Below are 22,303 nucleotides of genomic sequence, written 5' to 3' on the forward strand. Positions count from 1 at the left end.
AGGAGCAATGCGATGCGAATCATGATCATAGGCGCGAGCCAGGGGCTGGGCAGGGCACTCATCGATGGGCTGGGGAATACCGGCGATACACTGATAGGCGTCTCACGAACCGTGCCCGATCCGCTGCCTCGGCGCGACGATGTGATTGTCGACTGGGTCCCGGCGGATGCCGGCCAACCCGCGCAGGCCGCCCGCCATCTGGCGAAAGCCGTGCAAAAGGAAGGCCTCGACGTGCTGATCTACAATCTGGGCCTGTGGGAAAACCGTGCCTTTGAGGAGGATTACCGTTTCCTCGACGATCCGGACGATGACATCCAGCATCTGGTGGCGGTCAACATCACCGCCACTCTCCTGGTGATCAAAGCGCTGTTGCCGGCTTTATTGCAAGCCACCGCGCCACGGATTCTGCTCACCGGTTCCACTTCAGGGTTACCCGGCAGCGGCCGCCCCGAAGTAACCTTCGGTGCTTCCAAGTTCGCCCTGCGTGGTATGGCCGAAGCGCTGCGCGAGGGCTTCCGTGGGCAAGGCCTCGCGGTCAGCTGCCTGCAATTGGGACACCTCAACACCGATGATCCGTTAACCACGCCTTGTGAACAGGCCGCGCAGCGGGGCGATGGTACGCTGATTCCGCTGCACGACGTGGTAAGCATGGTGCGTTCCCTGCTGGCGCTGTCTCCCGCCTCTTACGTCAGGGAACTGGTGTTACCTGCTATCGCGGATCCTCGCTTCTAGAAAGCCGATGGGATCAGCGGCGCTGCCGCCACCATCCCCCCAGCAACAGAATCAGGAACGGCAGCCAGGCCAGCGGGCCGAAGGCGCCGCCACCACCGCCACCGCCCATGGAAGGCCGGTGGCCCTTGAACATCGGCTGCGAACCGTCAACCCGATTGGAGACCGGCGCCTGCTGTTCACGCTGGGCCTTGGCCAGGCGTTCGATATCGCGGCGTTTGGCGTTAGCACGGTCAATACCGTACTGCTGGAACATGTCTTCCCGCACCACCACCATGGAGGTATGGTTGGTGACCAGACCATACTCCAGCCCCAGATCGACGATGCCGTTACGCAGGTCAGCGTTGTCACCGAAGTTATTCAACTCGCGCTGCACCCCCTCAATCGTCGCGTAGGCCCACAGCCGCTCCAGTTCCGGGTTGTCGCCACCGCTGGCGGGAAACTCAAAACGGGTTTTGTAGCGCCGTTTCTCGCCACCGACCTCGGCGGTAAGCGTTACCTCCGCCGGGCCCTGCCCCCAATAGTGTCCCATCAGCACCATCTGGCGGCCCCGGTATACGGTGCCCAAACGTTCAGGGGTGACATCAGCGGTTTTCACGCCGTCGATGTCCACCTTCACATTGTTCATGGCCTGGTGAGTGACCTTACTGGTGGCCAGCAGGATCTGCCCGACGATGTCATCGCTGTTGGAAACGTTCACCGCGAAGCCCTTGCTGGCGTCGGTGAGCGCGGTCAACATCGGCCGGTTGGCACTGTTGCCCATGACAAAAGTGAACAACCGGATGTCATGGGTCTCGAGCAGTTCGAGGAACTTCTTCTGATCGGTAACGCCAACATTGGCGACACCATCGGTCACCAGCACGATACCGGTGGGCCGGTCCGCGTCCAGAGGCCGCAGCGCCAGTTTCAAGCCGTCAAACAGATTGGTTCCGCCCTGGGGACCCACGGCCTGGACCCGTTTCACGTAATGGCGCACATTCTCCGGGTTCACCACCACATAGCCATTGGTCAGCTCGGTGGCGCGATCATCAAACAGAACAATGCGGAAACGATCGCCGGGACGCAGTTTGCCCAGCGCCTGACTGACGCCTTCGGTCAGAGTCGCCAGCTTGCCCTGCATGGATCCGGAAATATCCAGTACGAACACCCAGTCACTGCCGGTGCTGATCGGCTTCAGGTCGTCCCCCGGGGTCAGGCTCAACATGAAGGTGCCGCGTGACGCGCCGGCGGCCCGATAGGCCACCAGATCCACGCTGCCGGGCAGATCCGCCGCGTGACGCCAGTACACCGCCACATCCTGGTCAAGCCGGAAGGCCGTCGCTGGTGAGGCCGGGTCTTCCCCTTCATCAGGCACTGCCGCGCCTTGTTCCGCTGACGCCTTGGCGCCGGCACGGCTGTCCAGCGTCACTCGCCACTGCTGCGGCCCCAGTTGTTCTACCTGAGCCTGCGGATGCTTGGGCAGGCGCACCGCCTCCACCGGGTAGCCGGTGCGCAGATTCATGGTGAAGGTGAAGTGTTGCTCCACTTTGTCATTGGCGGTCCAGAACGCCATGCGTTCTTCATCCACGCCGCCTTCCTCCAGCGGATAGACGTAACGTCCGATACCGGTATCCACGAAGGTCGGCTGCAGATACACCAGCCGCACCCGGGTGTCCTGGCCCGCCCGTACCGGGCTGACGAACACGTCGAAGGTGCGGTAATCGTCCTTTTCCATCAGACCGGCGTCCCGGCCCGCGGCTTTCTCCTGCTCGTAGACCTCGCGGGCTTTTTGTTTCTCCAGCACCTCGCCGGTGACCGGTTTGCCGTCGATCCACACCGTGAACTCCGCCACCGCCGCCTGGCGCGGTACCGGGAAGCTGTACCAGGCCTCGAAATCGCGGTCGTGGGGGTTGTGGAACACTTGTTCCACCTCGGTGACCGCGTAACCGTCCTCCACATCCACGGTGACATGCTGCTCGCGGATGCTCAGCGGCGGCTCACTGCCGTCCGCCGGGGTCATCAACCCGGCCGCCGCCGCGATCTTCGTTCCTATCACCAAGGCCAGTCCCAGCAACCAATGTCCGAAGGTTCGTCCTGTGAGTGTCATTGTCATTCCCCTTATTTGAACGTTGTTTAATTTAGGCACAGGACGACCGATTTATTAAACGGTGTTCATTAACAAGATGTTTCGGACAGTGTTCAATTAGGACGATCCGCCGTCTGCTGGCGAATGGGGAGAGCCTCCAGGGAACCCCTGAAAAACACCCGTCATGCCGGACTTGATCCGGGATCTCCCTCTGCACGGGGCGTGATTCATGGGGGGATGCCGGATCGGGTCCGGCATGACGTTTTTCAGAAGTCCCTTGGCGACGAATGCGCGCTCGGGCGTGTTGTGTTCAGGAGGGGCGACGCAGCTCGGCGGTCACGTCATCGATCAGAGCGGCGAAATCCGGTTTCGCCACCACCGCCAGGATCAGGCTGTAAATCCCGTTGAAGACCCCCAGCACCACATCCGCGTGGGCCAGGCTCAGAGCGATCGTCAGCACCGACACCAGATCGACCACGCCCAGAAACGAGAAGGCCCCGGCCCGCGCCTTCAGTATGGCCAGTTGCTGCCCCTCCGCGCCCTGGCCGTCCTTGAGCGGCCGGCCGGCGACCGTCTCCGGGGCCAGCAACACGTTACGCAGCGGCCGCGCCACCACCAGCATCAGCGCCATGGCACCCACCGCCACCATACGCGCGGTCTCCGGCGGCGCCAGTTCCGCCAGGGGCTGAAAGCCGCCGTAGGTCACCAGCAGGAGCAGAGCAATTCCCACCGCCAGCGGCACGGCCAGCGCCGCGAACCATACCAGCGTTAATGTTCTGGCGGCCGCCGCTGTTGCATTGGACATGATCCGGTTTCCTGTTGTGAAAGGAGGCCCGCTTTCAGTCGCGGAAATTATTGAATTGCAGCGGCAGCTCCAGCTTGGATTCCTTGAGCATGGCGATCACCTGCTGCAGGTCATCCCGCTTCTTGCCATTGACCCGCACCTGATCCCCCTGGATCGACGCCTGCACCTTGATCTTGCTGTCCTTGATCATCTTCACGATCTGCTTGGCGGTGGGCTGGTCGATACCCTGCTTGAAGGCCAGGGTCAGTGAGAAGGTCTTGCCGCTGTGCACCGGCTTGTCTTCCCGGTCGGCGCCGGCGGCGCTCAGGTTCTGTTTCACACAGGCCTTGGCGAACAGCTCCTCGAGCTGGCGAACCTGGAATTCCGATTCAGTTTTCAGCGTCACCGACAACCCGTTCTGTTCGATACTGGCTTCCACGCCGCGGAAATCAAAGCGGCTGGCCAGCTCCCGGTTGGCGTTATCCACGGCGTGGCGCAGCGCCACCTCATCGGTTTCGGAAACGATGTCGAAGGACGGCATGGTTCTTTCCTTGCTTCAGTTGATTCCGGCCAGGACGGCCCCGCGGGAGATTATACGGCATTGCCGTGAGCGCTGGGGGCTTCCACAGCCAGCATTGGTCCGTGCCGCATTGCCGCCCCCGTCACAATCGCCGACACTAGCCGCCCCTGTCACCATGAAGCAACGATCATGAGAGCCTTCGTTCTGCGCGCCCGCGCCGCCCCCACCGACAGCAGCCGCCTGCGCGAGAGCGTGGGGCAGGCCGCCCATACCGAGATTCTGGCGCACAGTCTGATGAACGCCCTGTTCGTTGCGCAGTCCCACCGCGACGACGTCACCATCTACCTGGTATTGGAAAGCACCCAGGACTATTCACGCACCATCGCGTTCGCCGCTAACGATATCCGTGATCTCGGCGGTTTCCACGAACAGGCGTTACTGGACAGGATCGCCACCGCCCTGGATGTGTCCCAGGGCATGAGCAAGGAACAAACCCGGGCAGTGGCACCGGGTATTACCGTGAGTACGCTGAGTTTCGAGAAGCTGGTTCAGGACCTGGCCAGCAACTATCAGCTTTATGTCATGGACAAGAAAGGCGAGCCGATTCAGGGCGTGGATTTCCCCGGCAACCCCTGCTTTCTGCTCACCGACCACATTCCCATGCCGAAGAAGAGCTTCAACAGCCTCAAGCGGCTGGGGGCGGAGAAAATCAGCCTGGGCCCGAAAATGCTGTTCGCATCCCAATGCGTGGTGCTGATTCACAACGCCCTGGATATTCAGGGCGTGTGACGCCTCTCCCGCTCAAACGACCAGCGGGCTCAGCTTCCACGCCACTTGCACGAAGGACGTCACTCCAGCGTCCTTGAAACGATCCTGAGTCTCGATGACCTCCTGGCGGGCCAGTTCCCGCAAGGTGTAGCGCGCCTGGTAGCGTTGCCGCACTTCCTCGGCGAACACCGGGAACGGCGGACCCGCCATCTCCGCCGGATCGTATTCAAAGCTGATCAGCAATTGCGGCGCACCGCCGGACAGCTCGCATACATGGGGCGCATAGCGGGCACGCATGGCCTCGGGCAGGGCCACCAGAGCGGCCCGGTCATAGACCAGATCCACCGGGCCCAATTGCTCAGCGGTGAGCTCGAACAAATCGCCCTGGAACACCGTCAGGTTTCCGTGGTGCCAACGGCGCCCACCGGCCCAGTCGTCCACTTCGGGCTCCACACCCCATTCCTCGAACAGCTGGCGCACCGCCAGCTCGCTCAGTTCGGCGCCTACCACCCGGTGGCCTTGTTCCAGCAGCCAGATCATGTCCAGGGTCTTGCCACACAGAGGCAGGAACACCCGGGAACCGGCCGGCAAGTCAAAGGCGGGCAGGTTACGTTTGAGTACCGGGTTCACGAAAGGCAGATGAAAGCCGATTTCCCGCTTGTGCCACCGTTCTTTCCAGAAATGAGATTCCATGGAGACTCCAGATCAAAGGTTCCGTTGTCGCGGATCGCTCGCGATATTGTGCCCAGGGGCCGAGGGGCTCAATGCGCCTCTTCCCAATTATCACCGATACCAGCATCCACGATCAGCGGTACTTTCAGTCCGGCGGCGGCCTCCATGCGCTGGCGCACTTCCTTGACCAGGGATTCCACCTGCTTCTCCGCCACCTCGAAGACCAGTTCGTCGTGCACCTGCATGATCATCAGGGCATCAAAGTCCGTGGTATCGAGCCAATCGTGGACCTGCACCATGGCCCGTTTGATGATATCGGCGGCGGAGCCTTGCATCGGCGCGTTGATCGCCGTGCGTTCGGCGGCCTGGCGGCGCTGGCCGTTGCGGCTGTTGATCTCCGGCAGATACAGACGGCGCCCAAACAGGGTTTCCACGTAGCCCTTGTCGGCGGCGGTGGCGCGGGTGTCATCCATGTAGCGGCGCACGCCCGGATACTTCTCGAAGTAGCGGTCGATGTATTCCTGCGCTTCGCCACGCGGTATGCGCAGTTGCTTGGCCAGACCAAAGGCGCTCATGCCATAGATCAGGCCGAAGTTGATGGCCTTGGCGTTGCGGCGCTCATTGTCGCTGACCTCATCCACGGTTTTGCCCCAGACCTCGGCGGCGGTGGCCCGGTGAATATCCAGACCTTTTTCGAAGGCCTCCAGCAGGCCCTTGTCGCCACTGAGGTGAGCCATGATCCGCAGCTCGATCTGGGAATAGTCACAGGCAACGATCTTGCGGGCCCCTTTACCGTCCGAGGGGGGAGCGGAAAAGGCCTGACGGATTTTGCGGCCTTCCTCGCTGCGCACCGGAATGTTCTGCAAGTTGGGATCGCTGGAAGACAACCGTCCGGTGGCCGCCACCGCCTGATGGTAGGAGGTGTGCACCCGGCCGGTGCGGGGATCGATCAGCTCCGGCAGCTTGTCGGTGTAGGTGTTCTTCAGTTTGGCCACCTCCCGGTAGCCCATGATCACTTCCGGCAGCGGGTATTCCAGTGCCAGTTCCTGCAATACCGCCTCGGCGGTGGAAGGCGCGCCCTTCGGGGTCTTCTTGATTACCGGAATTTCGAGTTTGGTGTAGAGGATTTCACCGAGTTGCTTGGGCGAGCCCAGATTGAATTTTTGCCCCGCCAGCTCATAGGCTTTCTCTTCCAGCTCCGCCATGCGCTTGGCCAGATACTGGCTTTGGTGCCGTAGTTTGGCGGCGTCCACATAGGCGCCGTTGCGCTCGATACGGCTAAGCACCGGCACCAGCGGCATCTCAATTTCCTTGAATACCCGCTCCAGGGGCTTTTCCTTCTCCAGTCTCGGCCACAGTGCTTCGTGCAGCCGCCAGGTGATGTCGGCGTCCTCGGCGGCGTAGGTGCCGGCTTCCTCCAAGCCAATCTGATTGAAGGTCAGCTGCTTGGCGCCTTTGCCGGCGATCTCCTCGAAACTGATGGTCTTGTGGCCCAGGTATTTGAGCGCCAGAGAATCCATGTCATGGCGGGTGGCGACGGAATCCAGCACATAGGATTCCAGCATGGTGTCGAAGGCCACGCCGCGCAGGGTAATGTTCGCGTCCACCGCCAGTACGCTCATGTCGTACTTGAGGTTCTGGCCCACCTTTTTGACGTTGTCGTCTTCCAGAATCGGTTTGAGCGTATCCAGCACGTGATCGCGGGCAAGCTGATCCGGTGCTCCGGGGTAATCGTGGCCGAATGGAATATAAGCGGCCTCGCCCGGCGCCAGCGCCACGCTCACACCCACCAGACGTGCCTGCATGTAATCCAGGCTGGTGGTCTCGGTGTCGAAGGCAAACACCTTGGCTTTGCCCAACTTCTTCACCCAGACATCCAGCCCTGCCTCGTCGACGATGGTGACGTAGCCGTCACGCTGAATGACGCCCTGCTCTCCCCCTCCACCCTCAACCGCCGAAGCGCCGGCGGCCGGATCCTCGCCCTCCAGCAGTTCCGCCAGCCATCCCTTGAATTCCAGAGTGCGGTAATGGTGCGTCAGGGCTTCCGTGTCCGGGTCGCCCATTTTCAGGTCCTTGAGCGCTTCCTTGAGCTCGCAGTCCACCTTGATGGTGGCCAGCTTGTAGGAAAGGAACGCCTGCTCGCGATGCTCTTCCAGCTTCTTGCCCAGGGTTTTGGCGCCACGCACGGAGAGTTCCGCCACCTTGTCCAGGTTGGCGTAGATCCGTTCCATCGATCCGAGCCCCTGCAACAGGGCCAGAGCGGTTTTCTCGCCGACACCGGGCACGCCGGGAATGTTGTCCACCTTGTCGCCCATCAGCGCCAGGAAGTCGATGATCAGCTCCGGGCCGACCCCAAACTTGTTTTTCACCCCGTCAACATCGAGCAAGGTGTCGGTCATGGTGTTGATCAGGGTGACCTTGCCATTGACCAGCTGCGCCATGTCCTTGTCGCCGGTGGAGATCAACACGTCCTTGCCCTCGCCGCCGAACTGGCGGGCAAAGGTGCCGATCACGTCGTCCGCCTCGACCCCCTCTTCGACGATCAACGGCAGCCCCATGGCGCGGATCAGATCATGCAGCGGCTGCACCTGTTCGCGCAGCTCGTCGGGCATCGGCGGCCGGTTGGATTTGTACTCCTCGAACAGTTCATCGCGGAACGTCTTGCCCTTGGCGTCGAACACCACCGCCATGTATTCCGGGTCGTAGTCCTTGATCAGCTTGCGCAGCATCGACGCCACGCCCCGTACCGCGCCGGTGGGCTGCCCGTTGGAGGTGGTCAGCGGCGGCAAGGCGTGGAAAGCGCGGTAAAGATAGGAAGAACCGTCGACAAGAATGATCGGTTTGGACTCGGCCATGGGGGTCCCTGGGTCACTGTGAGGAAAGGCCACAGTGTAACGCGAAGGCTCGGGCCCAATCGACCGGAGAACGTCCTGCCCGCCATTCGCGAGTGAACTCGCTTCCCACGGCCGGGACTACAAAGTCGCCGCGGGAAGCGGCTCTGGCGGCGAACCGGCTCAGAGACGGTCGCGCACCTGCCGGCAGATGGCGTTCACCGCATTACGGGCGGCGGGAATGGCACCGCCCATGGTGATGAAGCCGTGCACCAGTTCCGGGTAGTCCAGATTGACCACGGTGACGCCGGCGGCCTTGAGTTTCTCACCATAGGCCAGGCCTTCGTCGCGCAATGGATCGGTGGCGGTGACCAGGATGGTTTCCGGCTGGCCCTCCAGCTCCGGGTTGCGCAGCGGCGAGATGCGAATGTCGTCCACCAGGCTGTCATCAGGCAGATATTGTTGATGGAACCAGGTGATCATGTCCCGGTCCAGCCCGCCTTGACCGCCCCCCAGGGTCACCGCCGACTCGAAATTCGTCTCACCGTCGGTTTTCGGATATACCGCCACCACCAGTTTTGGCTTGATAAGCCCCTCCCGCGCCGCCTGCTGCGCGGTGACAATGCTCAGATTGCCGCCAGCGCTGTCGCCCATCACGGCAAGTCGCTGGTCATCCAGACCCAGCTTGTCAGCCTGGGCCAGAACCCATCGCCAGGCGGCCACTACGTCATCGGCGGCGGTGGGCGCCACATGCTCCGGCGCCAGCCGGTAGTCCACATTGAGGATCACGGCGCCGGTACGGTTAGCCAGATAACGGCACAGACGGTCGTATTCCGCGGCGGAACCGATGGTAAAACCACCGCCGTGGAAATAAACGATGGCCGGAGCCGGAATCGGCGCCGCCACCGGGCGGTACAAACGCACCAGGATATCACCGCCAGCCACCGGAACGCGCAGATCGCTGACCTGGGCCACCGTTTCGCGGCCGACATCGAGCATGTCGATCATCTGGGCATAGAGGGCACGGCCCTTGGGTAACGGCAATTGATGAAACCCCTTGCGGCCGTCGCCGAGCGCCAATAGCAGGCGCAGGCGGGGATCCAGGCGGCCGCGGTCGACCTTTTCCAGCAGGCCGGCCAGGCGCCCGAGGGCGCTGCCGGGAAGTTTCATCAAAGTGCGAACGGTATGCCGCTCCAGGGTGTGTTGTAACGCCATGACGTATCCTTTTTGAGGAATTTGTAAAATATTTTTTACAAATCGTGCCCGGGAAATGCGGGAGTTATACCATCGGTCAATGTAAACGGCTCGGTCATCCCCGGCCGTTTTTTCGGGTGCCCTCTCTCCCCAGTGGGTGCCCTGTGTTTCAAGGAAGACGTTCATGTCCGTCTACACGCCCGTGTCCCAACGCCGCATCGCCGAGGTGCTGGCGCATTACAATCTGGAGCTGGTATCGGCCACCGCCGCCAGCCATGGCATTGAAAACAGCACTTTCCTGATCGAAGCCCGCCAGTACGACGGCAGCCCCCGGGAGGTGGTGCTGACGGTGTTCGAGCAATTCGAGGAAGACGAGCTCGCCCCCTACATCAAGGTGGTCTCCGATCTGGCTCTGGCTCGCCTGCCGGTGGCGCCGGCACTGGCCGATGGCAAAGGGCGCACCGTGCATGAGGTGGAGGGCAAACCGGCGGTGTTGATGCCGCGCCTGCGCGGCGAACATTGTCTGACCCCGCAAGTGGAACACTGCCGCCAGATCGGCCATGTGCTGGCGCAACTGCATCAGGCGCCGATTGACGATCTGGGCCGCCTGCCCAATGAACGGGAACGGCTGGCCCGCTTCATGGAGCAGTCCACCCGGCTGCCGGACGCCGCTGTCCATCAGGCCGCTCAGATCCTGAAACGCTGGAAAAAAACGCCCCCCGCCGGGGTGCTGGTCCACGCTGACCTGTTCCGCGACAACGTGCTGTTCGACGACGGCCACCTGAGCGGCGTGCTGGACTTCTACAACGCCTGCGCGGAACGGCCGGAATACGATTTGGCGGTGGCGCTGAATGACTGGTGCGTGGCCGCCGATGGCCGGCCGGTTCCACGCCGCGAGGCGGCGTTAATGGCTGGTTACCGGGAAGGCGGCGGCCATTACGATGAGGAAGTGCTGTCACTGGCCCTGGCGGTGGCGGCACTGCGTTTCTGGCTGTCCCGGCTGGCCGGGCCGGTATCCGCCGATGCCGAGGGGCAAGGCAGCAAGGATCCGGCGGAATTCGCGCGCATTTTCGGCTACCGCTTCAACGCGCTCAGTCTGTAATCCTGCCCGGGAACCGGTAAGCCGAGCCGGTTGCTTCAAACATGCCGGTGGCGTTAGCCGCCGGCGCGGATACGCTGGTTGAGCCGCGCCAGCCAGTCCTGCTCCCGCCACAGCCAGGCCGTCTGCGGCCGCGCCAGACTGGTCGGCGTCATCACCGACACCCCGGCGGTGAGCGCCTGATCCACGGTGGCTTCAATGAACGCCGCCCAGCCCCGGGGCAGCGACGCGGGTGAACGGGACACCTGCAAATAACCGTCGCCGAGGACCGGCTCCATGCGCCGCAGGCGGGCGAACGCCAGCCGCCGGTTCAACTGATCGTGCAGACGTCGCAGCCACTGTTCTCCGGTGGCCTCCATCAGCAATTGCCGTACCGGCGGCGCCAGCATCCGGCCAAGCCGGCCGGGCACCGGCAAACGCTCGCCGCTGGCCAGTCGAAAACGGGGATCGTCATCGAGCCACAGCGCCAGTTCCAGGAAATCCAGTTCTCCGGTGTCCATCTGCCGCAGATACTCACTTTGCCCGGCGCCGCAACTGACCCCGAAACGCACGCCGGGAAACAACGCCCGCAGCGCCCTGGGCACTTCCACCAGATAGGCTTCCAGGGACCGTTCCTCGCGCTCGCTCCAATGCCGGGGCAGCGGCCGCTCCGGCGACCGCCCGAACACCCGGCGAATCAACCCGTGGGCCGCTGGCGGTTGGGGAAACTGGTGGCAAAAATCCACCGCCATCACTCGGTCCAGCAGATCCCATTCCCGGATCAGTCCCAGGGTCTGGGCCCAGACATCGACGAAATCCTCCGGTCGCCGCACGAAAGACCGGCGGGCACGGGAGTCCGGCAGGAAATGGCTGTGCAGCCACAGCGACAGGCCACGGTCGGCGGCACCTTGCAGCAGCCGTCTCACACCACGGCGGATACGGATGGTGGCCTTGCTGGCGGACAGGTCACGGCGCGGGTCGGCGGCCACCTCCAGTTCGCAGCGGTCCATGTGGACACCGCGCGCCGGTGCCGCCAGCAGATGAGGAAAAGGATCCAGGCGCAGAGCATTGAAACCGCGTGCTAACGTCTCATCCAGCACACGGTCCAGAGACCGGTACTCACGCGCCAGCGGCCAGGCATAATCCCAGCACGCCAGGGCGAGGCGCTCGCTCTCCATACCTTCTGCCGGTCCCTGCTCACCCATCCGCTCTGCTCTTATTCAAACAAGCGCATCAGCATACCGGTTTCGGCGCCGCGCTCAATGGGCCCGGCCGGGCCAATATCACTGTCCCGCTTGCAAGCAGGCGGCGAAGGCGGGGGTGACCACCTGTTCCAGCCAGTCGCTGTAACCACTGTCGGTGTGGTCCCGGCCCAACGGATCCAGCCTGATCAGCTCACACTCCGGGCACAGCCGTTTCACCAGCTGCCCCTGGGCTTCCGGCTCCAGCAAGGCGCAGCGAATATCGCTTTTGCTGATCCCTGCCGCCAGCAGGACGAAACGGCGGCTGCTCGGCCCCGCCCCCAACTGCTCGCTGATCACCAGCGGGTCGGCCAGGCCGAAGTGGTGTTGAAAATAAGCGTAGGGGTGATGATAGGTCAGCCAGGGCCGCTGTTGCAGCGGCGCCAGGCGCGTGGCGATGGCCTGCTCGGCGACATCCAGCGCGGCGATGAAGCGGCCTGGCTCCGTCGCGGGTAAGGGCACCCTGTCCTGCTCCGACAGCGCCCGGGCCAACAGCACCATATTGGCGGGCGCCAGCCACAAATGCGGATCGATCTGGCTGTGCGAATGGCCGGCGTGGTCGTCGGTATGGTCGTGGCCGGCGGTGCCGTCACGTACTTCGGCGCCCGGCAGATCCGCCAACGCCAGACTGGGACCGGAGCGGCGCCGGATCAGCGTCGCCACCGGAGGCTCGGCGTCCTCGCCAAGCCACACCACCAGGTCCGCGTCCCGTACTGCCAGCGCCTGGCGTGGCGACAGCGACAAATGATGCGGATTCTGATTCGGCGCCAGCAGCGTGACCACCTCGGCCTGGTCGCCATACAGTTGGCGCAACGCCATGGCCAGCGGCTCGACACTGGCGACAATGGTGGCGGCGGCAACCGGTGACGAAACCGGCAACCCCGCCAGGAATAGCAGGATCAACAAGAAGCAGCGCATGGGGCATTCCCGAAAGCAGCAAAACCGGACGCCAAGCGCCTCGGAACAAGTGAAATAGTATATCATCACGGCTTTTAAGAATGGGCCCGTTATGAGCACGGCATTGGTGCAACTGGATGATGTTTCCCTCTCCTTCGGCGCGGAGCCGGTGTTGGAGCGGGTATCCCTGACCCTGAATCCAGGCGGCATCACCACTCTGATCGGCCCCAACGGCGCCGGCAAGAGCACCCTGGCGCGCGTCGTGCTGGGCCTGCAAACGCCGGATCATGGCCGTGTCTGGCGCCGACCGGGTCTGCGCATCGGCTACATGCCCCAGCACCTGCAAGTGGACGAGAGCCTGCCGCTCACCGTCGATCGTTTCCTCTGGCTCGCCGCGCCGGGCCGTACCCGCCACCGCCGCGAGGCCCTGGCCCGCACCGGCGTCTCCCACTTGCGCCGCCGGGCGGTGCGACGGCTCTCCGGAGGTGAATTGCAACGGGTGCTGCTGGCCCGCGCGCTGCTGCGCAAACCGGACCTGTTGGTGCTGGACGAACCGGCCCAGGGCGTGGACGTGGCTGGCCAGGACGCTCTCTACGGCCTGCTCAGCGAGGTGCGCGAAAGCACCGGCTGCGGCATCCTGCTAATCTCCCACGATCTGCACCTGGTGATGGCCCGTACCGATCAGGTGGTGTGCCTGCAACATCACGTGTGCTGCTCTGGTACCCCGGAATCGGTGAGCCGGGACCCGGCCTATCACGAGTTGTTCGGGCCCCGCGCCGGCACCCCCAATCTGGCGCTGTACACCCACGACCACGATCACGCCCACGATCTGCACGGCCATGTGCACGATAATCCTGAACACCATGATCACGGGGAGCACCACCATGATTGAGTTGTTGCTTCCCTCGCTGCTGGCCGGCCTGGCGGTGGCTCTGGTCTCCGGCCCCATGGGCTCGTTCGTGGTATGGCGGCGGATGGCGTTCTTCGGCGACACCCTGGCCCACGGCGCCCTGCTCGGCGCCGCCCTCGCGTTGGCCCTTGACGTGAACCTGTACCTGGCGGTGGTGGTGGCCTGCCTTTCCATCGCCCTGGCTTTGACCGGCCTGCAGCAGCAACGACAGATCGCCGGAGACACCCTGCTCGGCATCGTCGCCCATACCACCCTGGCCCTCGGGGTAATCAGCCTGAGCGTGCAACAAAGCGTGCAGGTGGACCTGATGGCCTATCTGTTCGGCGACCTGCTGGCGGTGACCTGGAACGACGTGCTCGCGCTGTGGGCCGGCGCGGCATTGATCATCGCCCTGGTAGTCTGGCAATGGCGCGCCCTGTTGAGCATCACCGTGAACGAGGAACTGGCCCAGGTGGAAGGCGTGCCCGTCGCCTTTACCCGCTTGCTGCTGATGCTGCTGCTGGCACTGCTGATCGCCGGCGCCATCCGCACCGTGGGCGTATTGCTGATCACTTCCCTGCTGGTGATTCCCGCCGCCGGCGCCCGGCGCCTGTCCAGCACCCCGGAGCAAATGGCCATGCGCGCCAGCGTGCTCGGACTGCTGTCGGTGACCCTGGGCATGGCGATGAGCTGGTACGCGGACACCCCGGTGGGGCCGTCCATCGTGGTAGCCGCCGCGGCGCTGTTTGTCCTCACGCTACTGCGCCGGCCACCGGCCTGACATGAACCGCGACGCCAACCTGGACCGGCGTATCTGGGCGCTGGCCTGGCCCTTGCTACTATCCAACGCCACCGCCCCCTTGCTGGGCCTGGTGGACACCGCCGTGGTCGGCCATCTGTCGTCGCCGGTGTTCCTGGCGGCGGTGGCCCTGGGCGGCAACGTGTTCATGTTCCTCTATTTCTCCTTCAACTTCCTGCGCATGGGCACCACCGGCTTCACCTCCCAGGCGCGCGGCGCCGGCGACAATACTCTGGTGGTACTGCTGCGGGCCTTGCTTCTCTCCGTCGCCATTGGTGTCGCCCTGATCCTGCTGCAGCCGGTATTGCGCGAACTGTCGCTGTGGCTACTCGGCGGCAGTGCCGAGGTACAAGCCCTGGCCAGGGACTACATCAACCTGCGTATTCTTGGCGCCCCGGCGGCGCTGGCCAACTTCGCCCTGATCGGCTTCGCCATCGGCATGCATAACACCCGGGTGCCGCTGAAAATGACTCTGCTGATGCACAGCAGTAATGCCCTGCTGGATGTGCTGCTGGTGCAGGTCTGGCACTTCGATGTGCGCGGCGTGGCAGCAGCCAGCGCGGCGGCGGAGTACATCGGCCTCGCCGGCGGCCTGTTCTGGCTGCGCCAACATCTCTTCGGCGACACCTGGCGGGCTCTGCCAAAACACCTGCTGCTGCAGGCGGCGCCGATGATGCGGCTGATGGCGGTGAACCGGGATATCTTTCTGCGCACCGTGGCTCTGCTCACCGTGTTCTTCTTCTTCGCCGCCCAGGGCGCCCGCCTGGGCGACACCCTCCTCGCCGCCAACGCCGTGCTGATCACCTTTCTGCTGCTACTGAGCAACACCCTGGACGGCTTCGCCAACGCCGCCGAGGCCCTGGTGGGCGACGCCCTGGGACGAGGCCGGACCACGGAGCTTCATCAAGCGGTACGCCGCACCGGACTGTGGACACTGATAGTGGCGGCGATCGCCCTGATCGGCTTTGCCCTGGGCGGCGTGCCGCTGATCCACTTGCTCAGCGATCTGTCCGCCATTCGCGACACCGCTACCCACTACCTGCCCTGGATGCTGCTGCTGCCCCTCACCGCCAGCGCCGGCTTCTGGCTCGACGGCGTCTTCGTCGGCGCCACCCTGGCCCGGGAAATGCGTAACACCATGCTGGTGGCCACGCTGCTGTTCTTCCCCGTCTGGTGGCTCACCCGCCCGCTGGACAACCACGGCCTGTGGCTGGCGATGAATATCTGGATGGCCAGCCGGGGACTGCTGATGGCCTGGGTTTGGCGGCGGCGGGCAATGTAAATCGAGGGAGTCTCATGGAAGTAAACGTCCATTCCCAAAAATACTAAAGGTCAAAGGCGTAACGGGCCGGAGATCTCTGGACGTTGAAGTCCCAGAAAACACAATACGAGCAATCAATATTGGTCAAAGCAATAATATCGCAGAGGAACTTTTACCTGTATATGACACCATCAAAGGCCAAATAGCATTCAGATTAATTTTCCCCAATATCAGAAAAACCCTTCAAATCGAATTTCGCGACCAAGGCCTTTAACAATTAATCACTGTATGATTTTCTGTTTTTCGTAAAAAGAAAGGCATATCTTCCCCCACAGACACAGACTCATTCACTCGAACACCAGGAGGCGGCAAGCGTGAAAGTTCTCGACCACGAACCCTATCGATGGTTTCTTCTTGAAGACTCAGGGGATCTGCTATTGGATGTAAACTGTCACCATAGCTTTGTCAGCTATAACGTCCTCATCCAGTTGACGCCTGATGAAATGCAAGAGTATCAGCGGCATGGTCGGGATTATCTGAACGGACTTTCCGAGGACATCCATAACAGCGCACCGATCCTCAAAGTCAGCAAATCGATCTACAAGGGGCGTGACATTTCGTCCCTACATAAAGAGCGGGTCATTGAAGCAATAAGAACGTGGCGCTCGTAAACCCGAGGCCCGGCTTTTCCTTTGTCTTTTCTTGCAGGCCGTGGCGAAGGAGTTCCATTAACAAAACTATCTCGGATTAACAGACAGGTTACATTCATGCCAAAAGAAATGGATTGGAAACAAAGATCGAAAGAGCTCGATACGCTTGATATCGAGATAGGATTTCTGATCTCGGATTCATTCTACACAGGCGACCCAAATAATATTTCCCAAATTCAAAACAAGGAGTATGAGGATAAAAACAAGTTGCCGGGCTTCAAACGAGAAGCGGAATCCATTGCCAGAACGTCTGAAGTAATGGGTCATGAAGAGGAGTTGACCCTCTTCTATAGGCAGATAGTTGAAAAGGCCGCTAGCCACGGAAAGGACTTTAATTCTATTCGATCATACTTCTGGATTCGGCTTTGGCTGCGGGACAAGAATGAAGAAAGCACAATCTCGTTTCCTTGGTATGATTCACTAAATGAAATGCAGCGCTTCTTCTTTGCTCTTGAATCCTACAATGATCCCGACAAAGTATACTGGGATGCGGATCAGGGCTGGGAAATTCATGTCGCGGCCGACGATATTTTTTTCTATTTCAGGCAGCTCGACCCCGATGAAGGCGAAGAGCATGAAAACATTAAGCTGCCAAAGGACGGCTTGATTACAGCGGTTTATGAACTGAATCAGCGCGCTACGTCCATCATCGCTGCTTTGACTAAAGGTGTCGGAGTTGATGTGTGGTCCGAACACATAAAAGAAGCCCGTTTTGGCACCCATGAATGGCAACCTGGCGATTTGATTAATCAGAAAAAGCGGAGCTTTTTCAGCCGATTATTGAGGCGTTAGAAGCGAGCACAACATAGTTAAGCCCGTTCAACTTGATCACAAAAGTCAAAAAAAACCCTGACCTTCTTAGGCCAACGTATCATTCTGAATATACTCTTACTTACGCAGTAAAAGATGACATGGAGACGCCAGTGACATCAATCGGAACCGTCGGCTAGCTGTGGCGTTATCCCGTCAAATCGATGCTGGGCGAGCGGTGCAAAACGCTTCGGATGACGGAGCGTGGTGTCGGCGGGGATCGCCTGTTCACCGTTAGAGATACCGAGGGAAGGTTTGGAAGCGGTAAGAACACCCGGCGCTTTCGCCCCAACCTGGTCATCGACGTTCCAGGTGCTGATTTGGTCGAGCAGACTTGGTTGGGTAAGCGGTTGCGCGTGGGAGAGAAAATCGAACTGGAAGTGTGTGCTGCCACCGAACGTTGTGGCATGGTGGCATCTACGCAAAGCGACTTGCCGGAGGAACCGAGCATTCTACGGCGTATCGCGCGGCAGGCGTACCTCAAATTCGGGGTTTATGCTCGAGTCGTGGCACCCGGGACCGTACACTTCCATGATTCGGTAGTCCTTGGTAATGGTGAAACGCGAAATCTACCCCAAGGTGTTGACGCCACTGAACTCACAAGCCAGATAAAGGAAAACATATTATGAGCAAGAAGCTGGCCGGCAAAATCTTATTGATTGCTTTCGTTTTGTTCTCATCACCTTCGATAGCCGCCCAAAAGCACATCGGAATTCTGGTCTACGACAAAGTATTGAGCAGTGACGTGACAGCCCCAGCCGAGGTCTTTGGCGTTGCCACGCGGAAATCCTGGTTCTCGGATTACAAGGTGTTACTAATCGGAGTGGATCGAGATGCCTCCGTAGTGACCACTGAGGAGGGCATACGCCTGACGGTGGACACAACGATCTATGACAACCCCGAATTAGATGCCCTGATCGTAACCAGCTCTTATGTCATGGATACCCTTTTCGAAAACAAGGATTTAACGGAATTCCTCAAAAAGCAGGCCAAAAATGTTTCCTGGCTGGCAAGCAATTGTTCTGGCGCCTTTTTGTACGCCCATGCGGGCTTGCTTGATGGTTACACAGCGACGACTTGGGCTGGTGGTGAAAAACAATTACAGCGCGAATTCCCCAGAATCAATGTGATCGAGGATCGCAATGTTGTCGTTGATCGCAACAGAATTTCCAGCAATGGAGGGATTCCATCGTACCAGGGCGCTCTGGTCCTGCTGGCCCAGATGAGCAGCGAGAGGAAGGCCAAACAGGTATTCGAAACGATCCAGCTAAATCGTCTCATACCCTGGACCGAGGTAACCCGATATTTTCCTGAAAAATAGGTGTGAACCACATACGGTATCGCTTGTTGCTGTAGCGGTATCAGACCGTTAAGTAGAAGAAACATGGAAACAGGCCCGGATTGTCACTGGTGGGGAAGGACGGTGCCAAGGCCACGTGGCTGATCGCTCAGCATTCCGTTTCAGATCCGAAGTTCATGGCCGAGTGCGCGGGTCTTTTGGAAGAAGCCGTTTCCAGAGACGATGCGGAAGGCTGGCAGTTGGCATTCCTTCAGGATCGGGTGTGCACTTTATCCGGGAACCCTCAGTACTATGGCACTCAGTTCGATACCGATGAAGAGGGCTGGCCTATACCGTTTCCCATTGAGGATCGCGCTGCCGTCAATGTGCGCCGTGCATGTCTTGGCCTCAACTCTCTTGAGGAACGGCAGGAACAAGTGGTTAAGCAGGAGCGGAAGCGTCGTGCCAACGCCGCCAGACCCCGTTGACCCAAACCTTCTCGAGATAGACAAAAGACAGGGCTGCTCCCTACATTCTCTGCACTTCCATGGCCTAACTCCGGAAACACGCGCCAAGGAGACATTATGACCGTCAAGCGTATGGACAACGTGGGCATTGTGGTCGAAGACATCGATGCCGCCATTGAGTTCTTTAGCGAACTTGGCCTCGAACTCGAGGGGCGCGCACCTGTCGAGGGAAGCTGGGCCGATGACGTCACTGGATTGCGCGGCATGCGTGTCGAGATTGCCATGATGCGTACGCCGGATGGTCACAGCCGGCTCGAACTCTCCCGGTTCCTGGCGCCGCCTGTGATTAGCGATCACCGCACTGCCCCAGTGAACGCTCTCGGCTATCTGCGTGTCATGTTCACCGTGAGTGACATCGACGATACGCTCGCCCGGCTCAGCAAACACGGCGCGGAACTCGTCGGCACGGTGGCGCAATTCGGAGACACGTATCGTCTCTGTTACATCCGGAGTCCCGAAGGCATTCTCATCGGGCTTGCCCAGGAGCTTGGGTAGTTAACTGCCTTGGAATGGTGTGGAAAGGTCAATGAATAGATAAGTTATACATCAACGGGTAGGCGACGGGCTTCGTTGAGTTCACTACCAGACGCCGGGGAGAGATCATGTACGACACGCTTATCATGTTGAAGCCGGAGGCTTCATTTACCGTGGACCAACTGTATGCGCTCGTCATGGAGGTCGTGGCGTCCGGGGAAGCCACCGTCGAACGTGACGTTGAAGCCATACGTATCACCACGGACAGCGCAACGCTCAATATCGACTGGAACGACGATGCCCATGTTATCGAAGAGAGCCATGAGATTGCCGCTGAGTTTGGTGTACCGTCTCAAGGTTGTCCGGCCCGCTTCGAGATGGCCGGTGACGATCCCGACATGGATTTTTTCAACGATTACCTGATCATCAATGAGAAGCTGCAGGCGACCGGTAAGTTCGTTATTTTCGATACTCAGGAAGGTAGGTTGTTGTTTGATTAGCTCTTATCTATTGGGGCAATTCACGCGGACACGGCGATTCGCTGCCAAGGCAGCTTCCCACAGGGCTATGAAGTCGCCGGCCCGCTGGCCGATCAGACCTCCTCTACCGTCGCCAGCACCGGCACGAACACGTCCGACATCGCCGCCAGGGCCGCGTTGTGCAGTTGTTCGGCCGGGACCACGCCGGCGCCATGGGTGGCGGGCAGGTCGCGGGTGGCGCAGGCGGCGGCGACCACCGCCATGTCGAAGCCCAGGTCGTAGCCGGCCCGCACGGTGGAGGAAACGCACATGTGAGTCATGAAGCCGACTACCAGGACCGGGCCCTCAACGTCGCGCAGATGCTGTTCCAGATCCGTGCCGGAGAAGGCGTTGGGGCGGGGTTTGGTGATCACGACCTCGCCTTCCACGGGCTGGGCGCGTTGCAGGAAGGCGCCGCCACCGGCGGGATCGAAGGGGCTGCCCGACGGCCCTTCATGGGCCACATGGATCACCGGCCAGTCCATTTGCTCTGCCCGTTCGCGCAGCCGTTCGATCTGCGTCAGGGCCTCATCAAGGCCAGTGAGCGGCAAAGCGCCGCTGCCATACACTTCCTGGGCGTCGATGATCACCACCGCCGCCTTGCTACGTTGCGGGGTTTGCCAGGCTGGTGCGCCGGCCAGGGTTCTCAGGGTTACCGGCTTATCGTTACTCATATCGCGTGCTCCCGTGTCAGCGCATGGATTCAAGGAGGCCTCATGGTGACCTGCGTATTCGCCTGATCCAAGCTGGTATTTTGCGAGCCTTACCTGCAAAAATGCAGGCATGAAAGATTGGGACGATTTTCGTTTTCTGCTGGCCCTGAGCCGCTCCGGCACCCTGCGCGAAGCGGCACGCCGTCTTGGGGTGAACGAAACCACCATGGCCCGCCGCCTCGCCGCCGTGGAAGCACGCCAGGGCACCTCCTTGTTTCTGCGCGGGCGGGACGGCCTGCAGCCGACGCCCACGGGGGAACGGCTGGTGGGGGTGGCGGAGCGCATGGAACAGGCGCTGCTGCGGACAGACCCGGATCATGGTCAGGGGACGGTATCAGGACTGGTACGGCTGACTTCGGTGGCCTGGATCGTGGAGGCGCTGCTGGCGCCCCGGCTGATTGACCTGCATCGGCGCCATCCGGCGCTGACCATGGAGTTGGCGGCGTCCAACACCACCGTCAGCCTGTCCCGCCGGGACGCGGACCTGGCGCTGCGTCTGGCCCGCCCCCGGGAGGAGCATCTGGTGGCCCGGCGCCTGGGTGCCCTTGGATTGACGCTGGCCACCTCGGTCCGGGGCTCCGCCCAGGGCTGGATCGCCTACCAGCGCGGCTGGGACGATCTGCCAGAGATCCAGGCCATGGCCGGCGTATTCCGGGATCCGCCGGTGGCGCGTATTGCCGGTCTCACCGGTATTCAGGCGGCTGTGCGTTCGGGGTTGGGCATGGCGATGCTGCCGGATCCAATGATCGACGCCGACCCCGGCCTGGTGGCGGCACAGCCAACCATAAGGGTGAGTCGGCCTCTGTGGGTGGTGCTGCACGAGGATTTGCGCGGACGCCCGGCGATCCGGGCCTGCCTGGATTGGCTGGAAGAGGTGGTACGGGACGCCGGCTGGACCGATCAGTCCTCGCTGAAATCGAAGTAGAGCACGTTGGACCAGTTGCCCAGCCCCAACTCATGGAGCGGCGCCAGCGGGTTCGCCGGTTGCAGGTTCAGCATCCGCGCTAGGGGGCCGGGAGCCGAGGGTTTGACCTGATTGAGGTGGCGCAAGGTGCGTTCCATTTCCTGGTCCAGATCCGCCAGACTCCCGAACAGGTCCCGGTTCTGCTGGGCCAGTGGCGTCTCGTCCAGGTCGAAGATCTCGGCGCACTCCAGCACAATGTGATCGGCGCGATTCTCCGGCGCATTCAGGAAGGCTTCCGCCTCTTGCACCAGTTCCGCTGCCTCGGGCCAGTCGATGCGCGCCAGGAAGTCACACAGGCGCCTTACGCCCTTGTCGTAATCCCCCGCCAGCGCCACGTCGTCGTCCAGTTCCCAGATCATGGAGGGGCAGATCACGGTATCGGCGGACACCAGCAGCCGGTAGCTGAGCGGAATCGCGTACCCCCATTCGGACAACCCCCGGACCACGGGTTTGGGCTGATCCGGCGTCCGCGCGGGAACCCGGTCGGTCGCGTAAAGATAGCTTCGGTTCGCCATGAGATGCCGCCTGCGCTGCTTTCGAATGAGCCGCCCATGGTGACCTCACCGCACAGCGCCCACAA

General features: G+C 61.4%; 24 protein-coding genes. 14 read left to right on the forward strand and 10 right to left on the reverse strand.

Features of this window, described 5'->3' with window-relative positions; translation table 11 throughout:
- Positions 1-12: 12 nt before the first annotated feature.
- The gene (locus tag E0L37_RS06885) at positions 13-732 is read left to right on the forward strand and encodes an SDR family oxidoreductase (protein WP_097059075.1); all 720 of its coding nucleotides are present in this window, start codon (positions 13-15) and stop codon (positions 730-732) included.
- Between the two features lie 13 nt (positions 733-745).
- On the opposite strand, the gene E0L37_RS06890 is transcribed toward E0L37_RS06885, so the two are convergent.
- The 3 genes from E0L37_RS06890 to E0L37_RS06900 all read right to left on the reverse strand — a co-directional run bounded on the left by E0L37_RS06890 (position 746) and on the right by E0L37_RS06900 (position 4,119).
- On the reverse strand, positions 746-2,815 hold the full coding sequence (locus tag E0L37_RS06890; protein ID WP_133491040.1) for a VIT and VWA domain-containing protein: 2,070 nt from the start codon (positions 2,813-2,815) through the stop codon (positions 746-748).
- Between the two features lie 289 nt (positions 2,816-3,104).
- A complete protein-coding gene (locus E0L37_RS06895) occupies positions 3,105-3,599 on the reverse strand; it encodes a hypothetical protein (RefSeq protein ID WP_133491041.1) in 495 nt (164 codons plus the stop codon).
- A gap of 34 nt (positions 3,600-3,633) precedes the next feature.
- On the reverse strand, positions 3,634-4,119 hold the full coding sequence (locus E0L37_RS06900; protein ID WP_133491042.1) for a YajQ family cyclic di-GMP-binding protein: 486 nt from the start codon (positions 4,117-4,119) through the stop codon (positions 3,634-3,636).
- 168 nt (positions 4,120-4,287) lie between these two features.
- Here E0L37_RS06900 and trmY point away from each other — a divergent pair, with 168 nt between their 5' ends.
- Positions 4,288-4,887, forward strand: a complete 600-nt coding sequence (trmY, locus tag E0L37_RS06905; protein WP_133491043.1) for a tRNA (pseudouridine(54)-N(1))-methyltransferase TrmY — start codon at positions 4,288-4,290, stop codon at positions 4,885-4,887.
- Between the two features lie 12 nt (positions 4,888-4,899).
- Here trmY and tmpT read toward each other — a convergent pair whose 3' ends face one another.
- From tmpT to E0L37_RS06920, 3 genes are all read right to left on the reverse strand, one after another.
- Complete coding sequence (tmpT, locus tag E0L37_RS06910) at positions 4,900-5,559, reverse strand: thiopurine S-methyltransferase (RefSeq protein ID WP_133491044.1); 660 nt, start codon at positions 5,557-5,559, stop codon at positions 4,900-4,902.
- 68 nt (positions 5,560-5,627) lie between these two features.
- Entirely contained in the window at positions 5,628-8,393 is a 2,766-nt protein-coding gene (gene polA / locus E0L37_RS06915; protein WP_133491045.1) for a DNA polymerase I, read from the reverse strand.
- Between the two features lie 159 nt (positions 8,394-8,552).
- Complete coding sequence (locus E0L37_RS06920; protein WP_133491046.1) at positions 8,553-9,584, reverse strand: alpha/beta hydrolase; 1,032 nt, start codon at positions 9,582-9,584, stop codon at positions 8,553-8,555.
- 163 nt (positions 9,585-9,747) lie between these two features.
- On the opposite strand from E0L37_RS06920, the gene E0L37_RS06925 reads away from it, so the two are divergent.
- Positions 9,748-10,665 carry a homoserine kinase gene (locus E0L37_RS06925; protein WP_133491047.1) on the forward strand — a complete coding sequence of 306 codons (918 nt, stop codon included), beginning with the start codon at positions 9,748-9,750 and terminating at the stop codon, positions 10,663-10,665.
- A gap of 53 nt (positions 10,666-10,718) precedes the next feature.
- On the opposite strand, the gene E0L37_RS06930 is transcribed toward E0L37_RS06925, so the two are convergent.
- On the reverse strand, positions 10,719-11,846 hold the full coding sequence (locus E0L37_RS06930) for a cellulase-like family protein (protein ID WP_133491048.1): 1,128 nt from the start codon (positions 11,844-11,846) through the stop codon (positions 10,719-10,721).
- Positions 11,847-11,924: 78 nt separating this feature from the next.
- The gene (locus tag E0L37_RS06935; protein ID WP_133491049.1) at positions 11,925-12,800 is read right to left on the reverse strand and encodes a metal ABC transporter substrate-binding protein; all 876 of its coding nucleotides are present in this window, start codon (positions 12,798-12,800) and stop codon (positions 11,925-11,927) included.
- 91 nt (positions 12,801-12,891) lie between these two features.
- Here E0L37_RS06935 and znuC point away from each other — a divergent pair, with 91 nt between their 5' ends.
- The 10 genes from znuC (at position 12,892) to E0L37_RS06985 (ending at position 20,028) form a co-directional block, all read left to right on the forward strand.
- A complete protein-coding gene (gene znuC / locus E0L37_RS06940) occupies positions 12,892-13,671 on the forward strand; it encodes a zinc ABC transporter ATP-binding protein ZnuC (protein WP_133491050.1) in 780 nt (259 codons plus the stop codon).
- On the forward strand, positions 13,664-14,449 hold the full coding sequence (znuB, locus tag E0L37_RS06945; RefSeq protein ID WP_133491051.1) for a zinc ABC transporter permease subunit ZnuB: 786 nt from the start codon (positions 13,664-13,666) through the stop codon (positions 14,447-14,449). Before znuC ends, znuB begins: the two co-directional genes overlap by 8 nt.
- Position 14,450: 1 nt before the next feature.
- Entirely contained in the window at positions 14,451-15,749 is a 1,299-nt protein-coding gene (locus E0L37_RS06950) for an MATE family efflux transporter (protein ID WP_133491052.1), read from the forward strand.
- Positions 15,750-16,102: 353 nt separating this feature from the next.
- On the forward strand, positions 16,103-16,399 hold the full coding sequence (locus E0L37_RS06955) for a hypothetical protein (protein WP_133491053.1): 297 nt from the start codon (positions 16,103-16,105) through the stop codon (positions 16,397-16,399).
- Between the two features lie 96 nt (positions 16,400-16,495).
- Positions 16,496-17,230: a hypothetical protein gene (locus tag E0L37_RS06960; protein WP_133491054.1), complete on the forward strand. Its 735-nt coding sequence runs from the start codon at positions 16,496-16,498 to the stop codon at positions 17,228-17,230.
- Positions 17,231-17,388: 158 nt separating this feature from the next.
- The gene (locus E0L37_RS06965) at positions 17,389-17,877 is read left to right on the forward strand and encodes an MOSC domain-containing protein (RefSeq protein ID WP_255433139.1); all 489 of its coding nucleotides are present in this window, start codon (positions 17,389-17,391) and stop codon (positions 17,875-17,877) included.
- Positions 17,874-18,569: a DJ-1/PfpI family protein gene (locus E0L37_RS06970; protein WP_133491056.1), complete on the forward strand. Its 696-nt coding sequence runs from the start codon at positions 17,874-17,876 to the stop codon at positions 18,567-18,569. The genes E0L37_RS06965 and E0L37_RS06970 overlap by 4 nt, the downstream gene beginning before the upstream one ends.
- 89 nt (positions 18,570-18,658) lie before the next feature.
- Positions 18,659-19,015 carry a DUF6624 domain-containing protein gene (locus E0L37_RS06975; RefSeq protein WP_370450523.1) on the forward strand — a complete coding sequence of 119 codons (357 nt, stop codon included), beginning with the start codon at positions 18,659-18,661 and terminating at the stop codon, positions 19,013-19,015.
- Positions 19,016-19,111: 96 nt separating this feature from the next.
- On the forward strand, positions 19,112-19,549 hold the full coding sequence (locus E0L37_RS06980; RefSeq protein WP_133491057.1) for a VOC family protein: 438 nt from the start codon (positions 19,112-19,114) through the stop codon (positions 19,547-19,549).
- A 107-nt stretch (positions 19,550-19,656) separates the two neighbouring features.
- Positions 19,657-20,028, forward strand: a complete 372-nt coding sequence (locus E0L37_RS06985; RefSeq protein ID WP_133491058.1) for a hypothetical protein — start codon at positions 19,657-19,659, stop codon at positions 20,026-20,028.
- A 92-nt stretch (positions 20,029-20,120) separates the two neighbouring features.
- Here E0L37_RS06985 and E0L37_RS06990 read toward each other — a convergent pair whose 3' ends face one another.
- Positions 20,121-20,720, reverse strand: a complete 600-nt coding sequence (locus tag E0L37_RS06990; protein ID WP_133491059.1) for a cysteine hydrolase family protein — start codon at positions 20,718-20,720, stop codon at positions 20,121-20,123.
- 109 nt (positions 20,721-20,829) lie between these two features.
- Between E0L37_RS06990 and E0L37_RS06995 the strand changes: the two genes are divergently transcribed.
- A complete protein-coding gene (locus E0L37_RS06995; RefSeq protein WP_133491060.1) occupies positions 20,830-21,684 on the forward strand; it encodes a LysR family transcriptional regulator in 855 nt (284 codons plus the stop codon).
- Here E0L37_RS06995 and E0L37_RS07000 read toward each other — a convergent pair.
- Positions 21,660-22,238, reverse strand: a complete 579-nt coding sequence (locus E0L37_RS07000; RefSeq protein ID WP_022997292.1) for a hypothetical protein — start codon at positions 22,236-22,238, stop codon at positions 21,660-21,662. The two genes, E0L37_RS06995 and E0L37_RS07000, sit on opposite strands and share 25 nt — an antisense overlap.
- Positions 22,239-22,303 lie beyond the last annotated feature (65 nt).

The organism is Alcanivorax sp. 24 (assembly GCF_004360225.1).
Classification (GTDB): Bacteria; Pseudomonadota; Gammaproteobacteria; order Pseudomonadales; family Alcanivoracaceae; genus Alloalcanivorax; species Alloalcanivorax xiamenensis.

Coding starts and splice junctions, on each gene's coding strand:
- znuC (WP_133491050.1), top strand. CDS start 12,892: ATGAGCACGGCATTGGTGCAACTGGATGATGTTTCCCTCTCCTTCGGC.
- znuB (WP_133491051.1), top strand. CDS start 13,664: ATGATTGAGTTGTTGCTTCCCTCGCTGCTGGCCGGCCTGGCGGTGGCT.
- polA (WP_133491045.1), bottom strand. CDS start 8,393: ATGGCCGAGTCCAAACCGATCATTCTTGTCGACGGTTCTTCCTATCTT.
- E0L37_RS06990 (WP_133491059.1), bottom strand. CDS start 20,720: ATGAGTAACGATAAGCCGGTAACCCTGAGAACCCTGGCCGGCGCACCA.
- E0L37_RS06895 (WP_133491041.1), bottom strand. CDS start 3,599: ATGTCCAATGCAACAGCGGCGGCCGCCAGAACATTAACGCTGGTATGG.
- E0L37_RS06885 (WP_097059075.1), top strand. CDS start 13: ATGCGAATCATGATCATAGGCGCGAGCCAGGGGCTGGGCAGGGCACTC.
- E0L37_RS06930 (WP_133491048.1), bottom strand. CDS start 11,846: ATGGGTGAGCAGGGACCGGCAGAAGGTATGGAGAGCGAGCGCCTCGCC.
- E0L37_RS06985 (WP_133491058.1), top strand. CDS start 19,657: ATGTACGACACGCTTATCATGTTGAAGCCGGAGGCTTCATTTACCGTG.
- E0L37_RS06995 (WP_133491060.1), top strand. CDS start 20,830: ATGAAAGATTGGGACGATTTTCGTTTTCTGCTGGCCCTGAGCCGCTCC.
- E0L37_RS06950 (WP_133491052.1), top strand. CDS start 14,451: ATGAACCGCGACGCCAACCTGGACCGGCGTATCTGGGCGCTGGCCTGG.
- E0L37_RS06980 (WP_133491057.1), top strand. CDS start 19,112: ATGACCGTCAAGCGTATGGACAACGTGGGCATTGTGGTCGAAGACATC.
- tmpT (WP_133491044.1), bottom strand. CDS start 5,559: ATGGAATCTCATTTCTGGAAAGAACGGTGGCACAAGCGGGAAATCGGC.
- E0L37_RS06970 (WP_133491056.1), top strand. CDS start 17,874: ATGAGCAAGAAGCTGGCCGGCAAAATCTTATTGATTGCTTTCGTTTTG.
- E0L37_RS06960 (WP_133491054.1), top strand. CDS start 16,496: ATGCCAAAAGAAATGGATTGGAAACAAAGATCGAAAGAGCTCGATACG.
- E0L37_RS07000 (WP_022997292.1), bottom strand. CDS start 22,238: ATGGCGAACCGAAGCTATCTTTACGCGACCGACCGGGTTCCCGCGCGG.
- trmY (WP_133491043.1), top strand. CDS start 4,288: ATGAGAGCCTTCGTTCTGCGCGCCCGCGCCGCCCCCACCGACAGCAGC.
- E0L37_RS06925 (WP_133491047.1), top strand. CDS start 9,748: ATGTCCGTCTACACGCCCGTGTCCCAACGCCGCATCGCCGAGGTGCTG.
- E0L37_RS06935 (WP_133491049.1), bottom strand. CDS start 12,800: ATGCGCTGCTTCTTGTTGATCCTGCTATTCCTGGCGGGGTTGCCGGTT.
- E0L37_RS06890 (WP_133491040.1), bottom strand. CDS start 2,815: ATGACACTCACAGGACGAACCTTCGGACATTGGTTGCTGGGACTGGCC.
- E0L37_RS06900 (WP_133491042.1), bottom strand. CDS start 4,119: ATGCCGTCCTTCGACATCGTTTCCGAAACCGATGAGGTGGCGCTGCGC.
- E0L37_RS06920 (WP_133491046.1), bottom strand. CDS start 9,584: ATGGCGTTACAACACACCCTGGAGCGGCATACCGTTCGCACTTTGATG.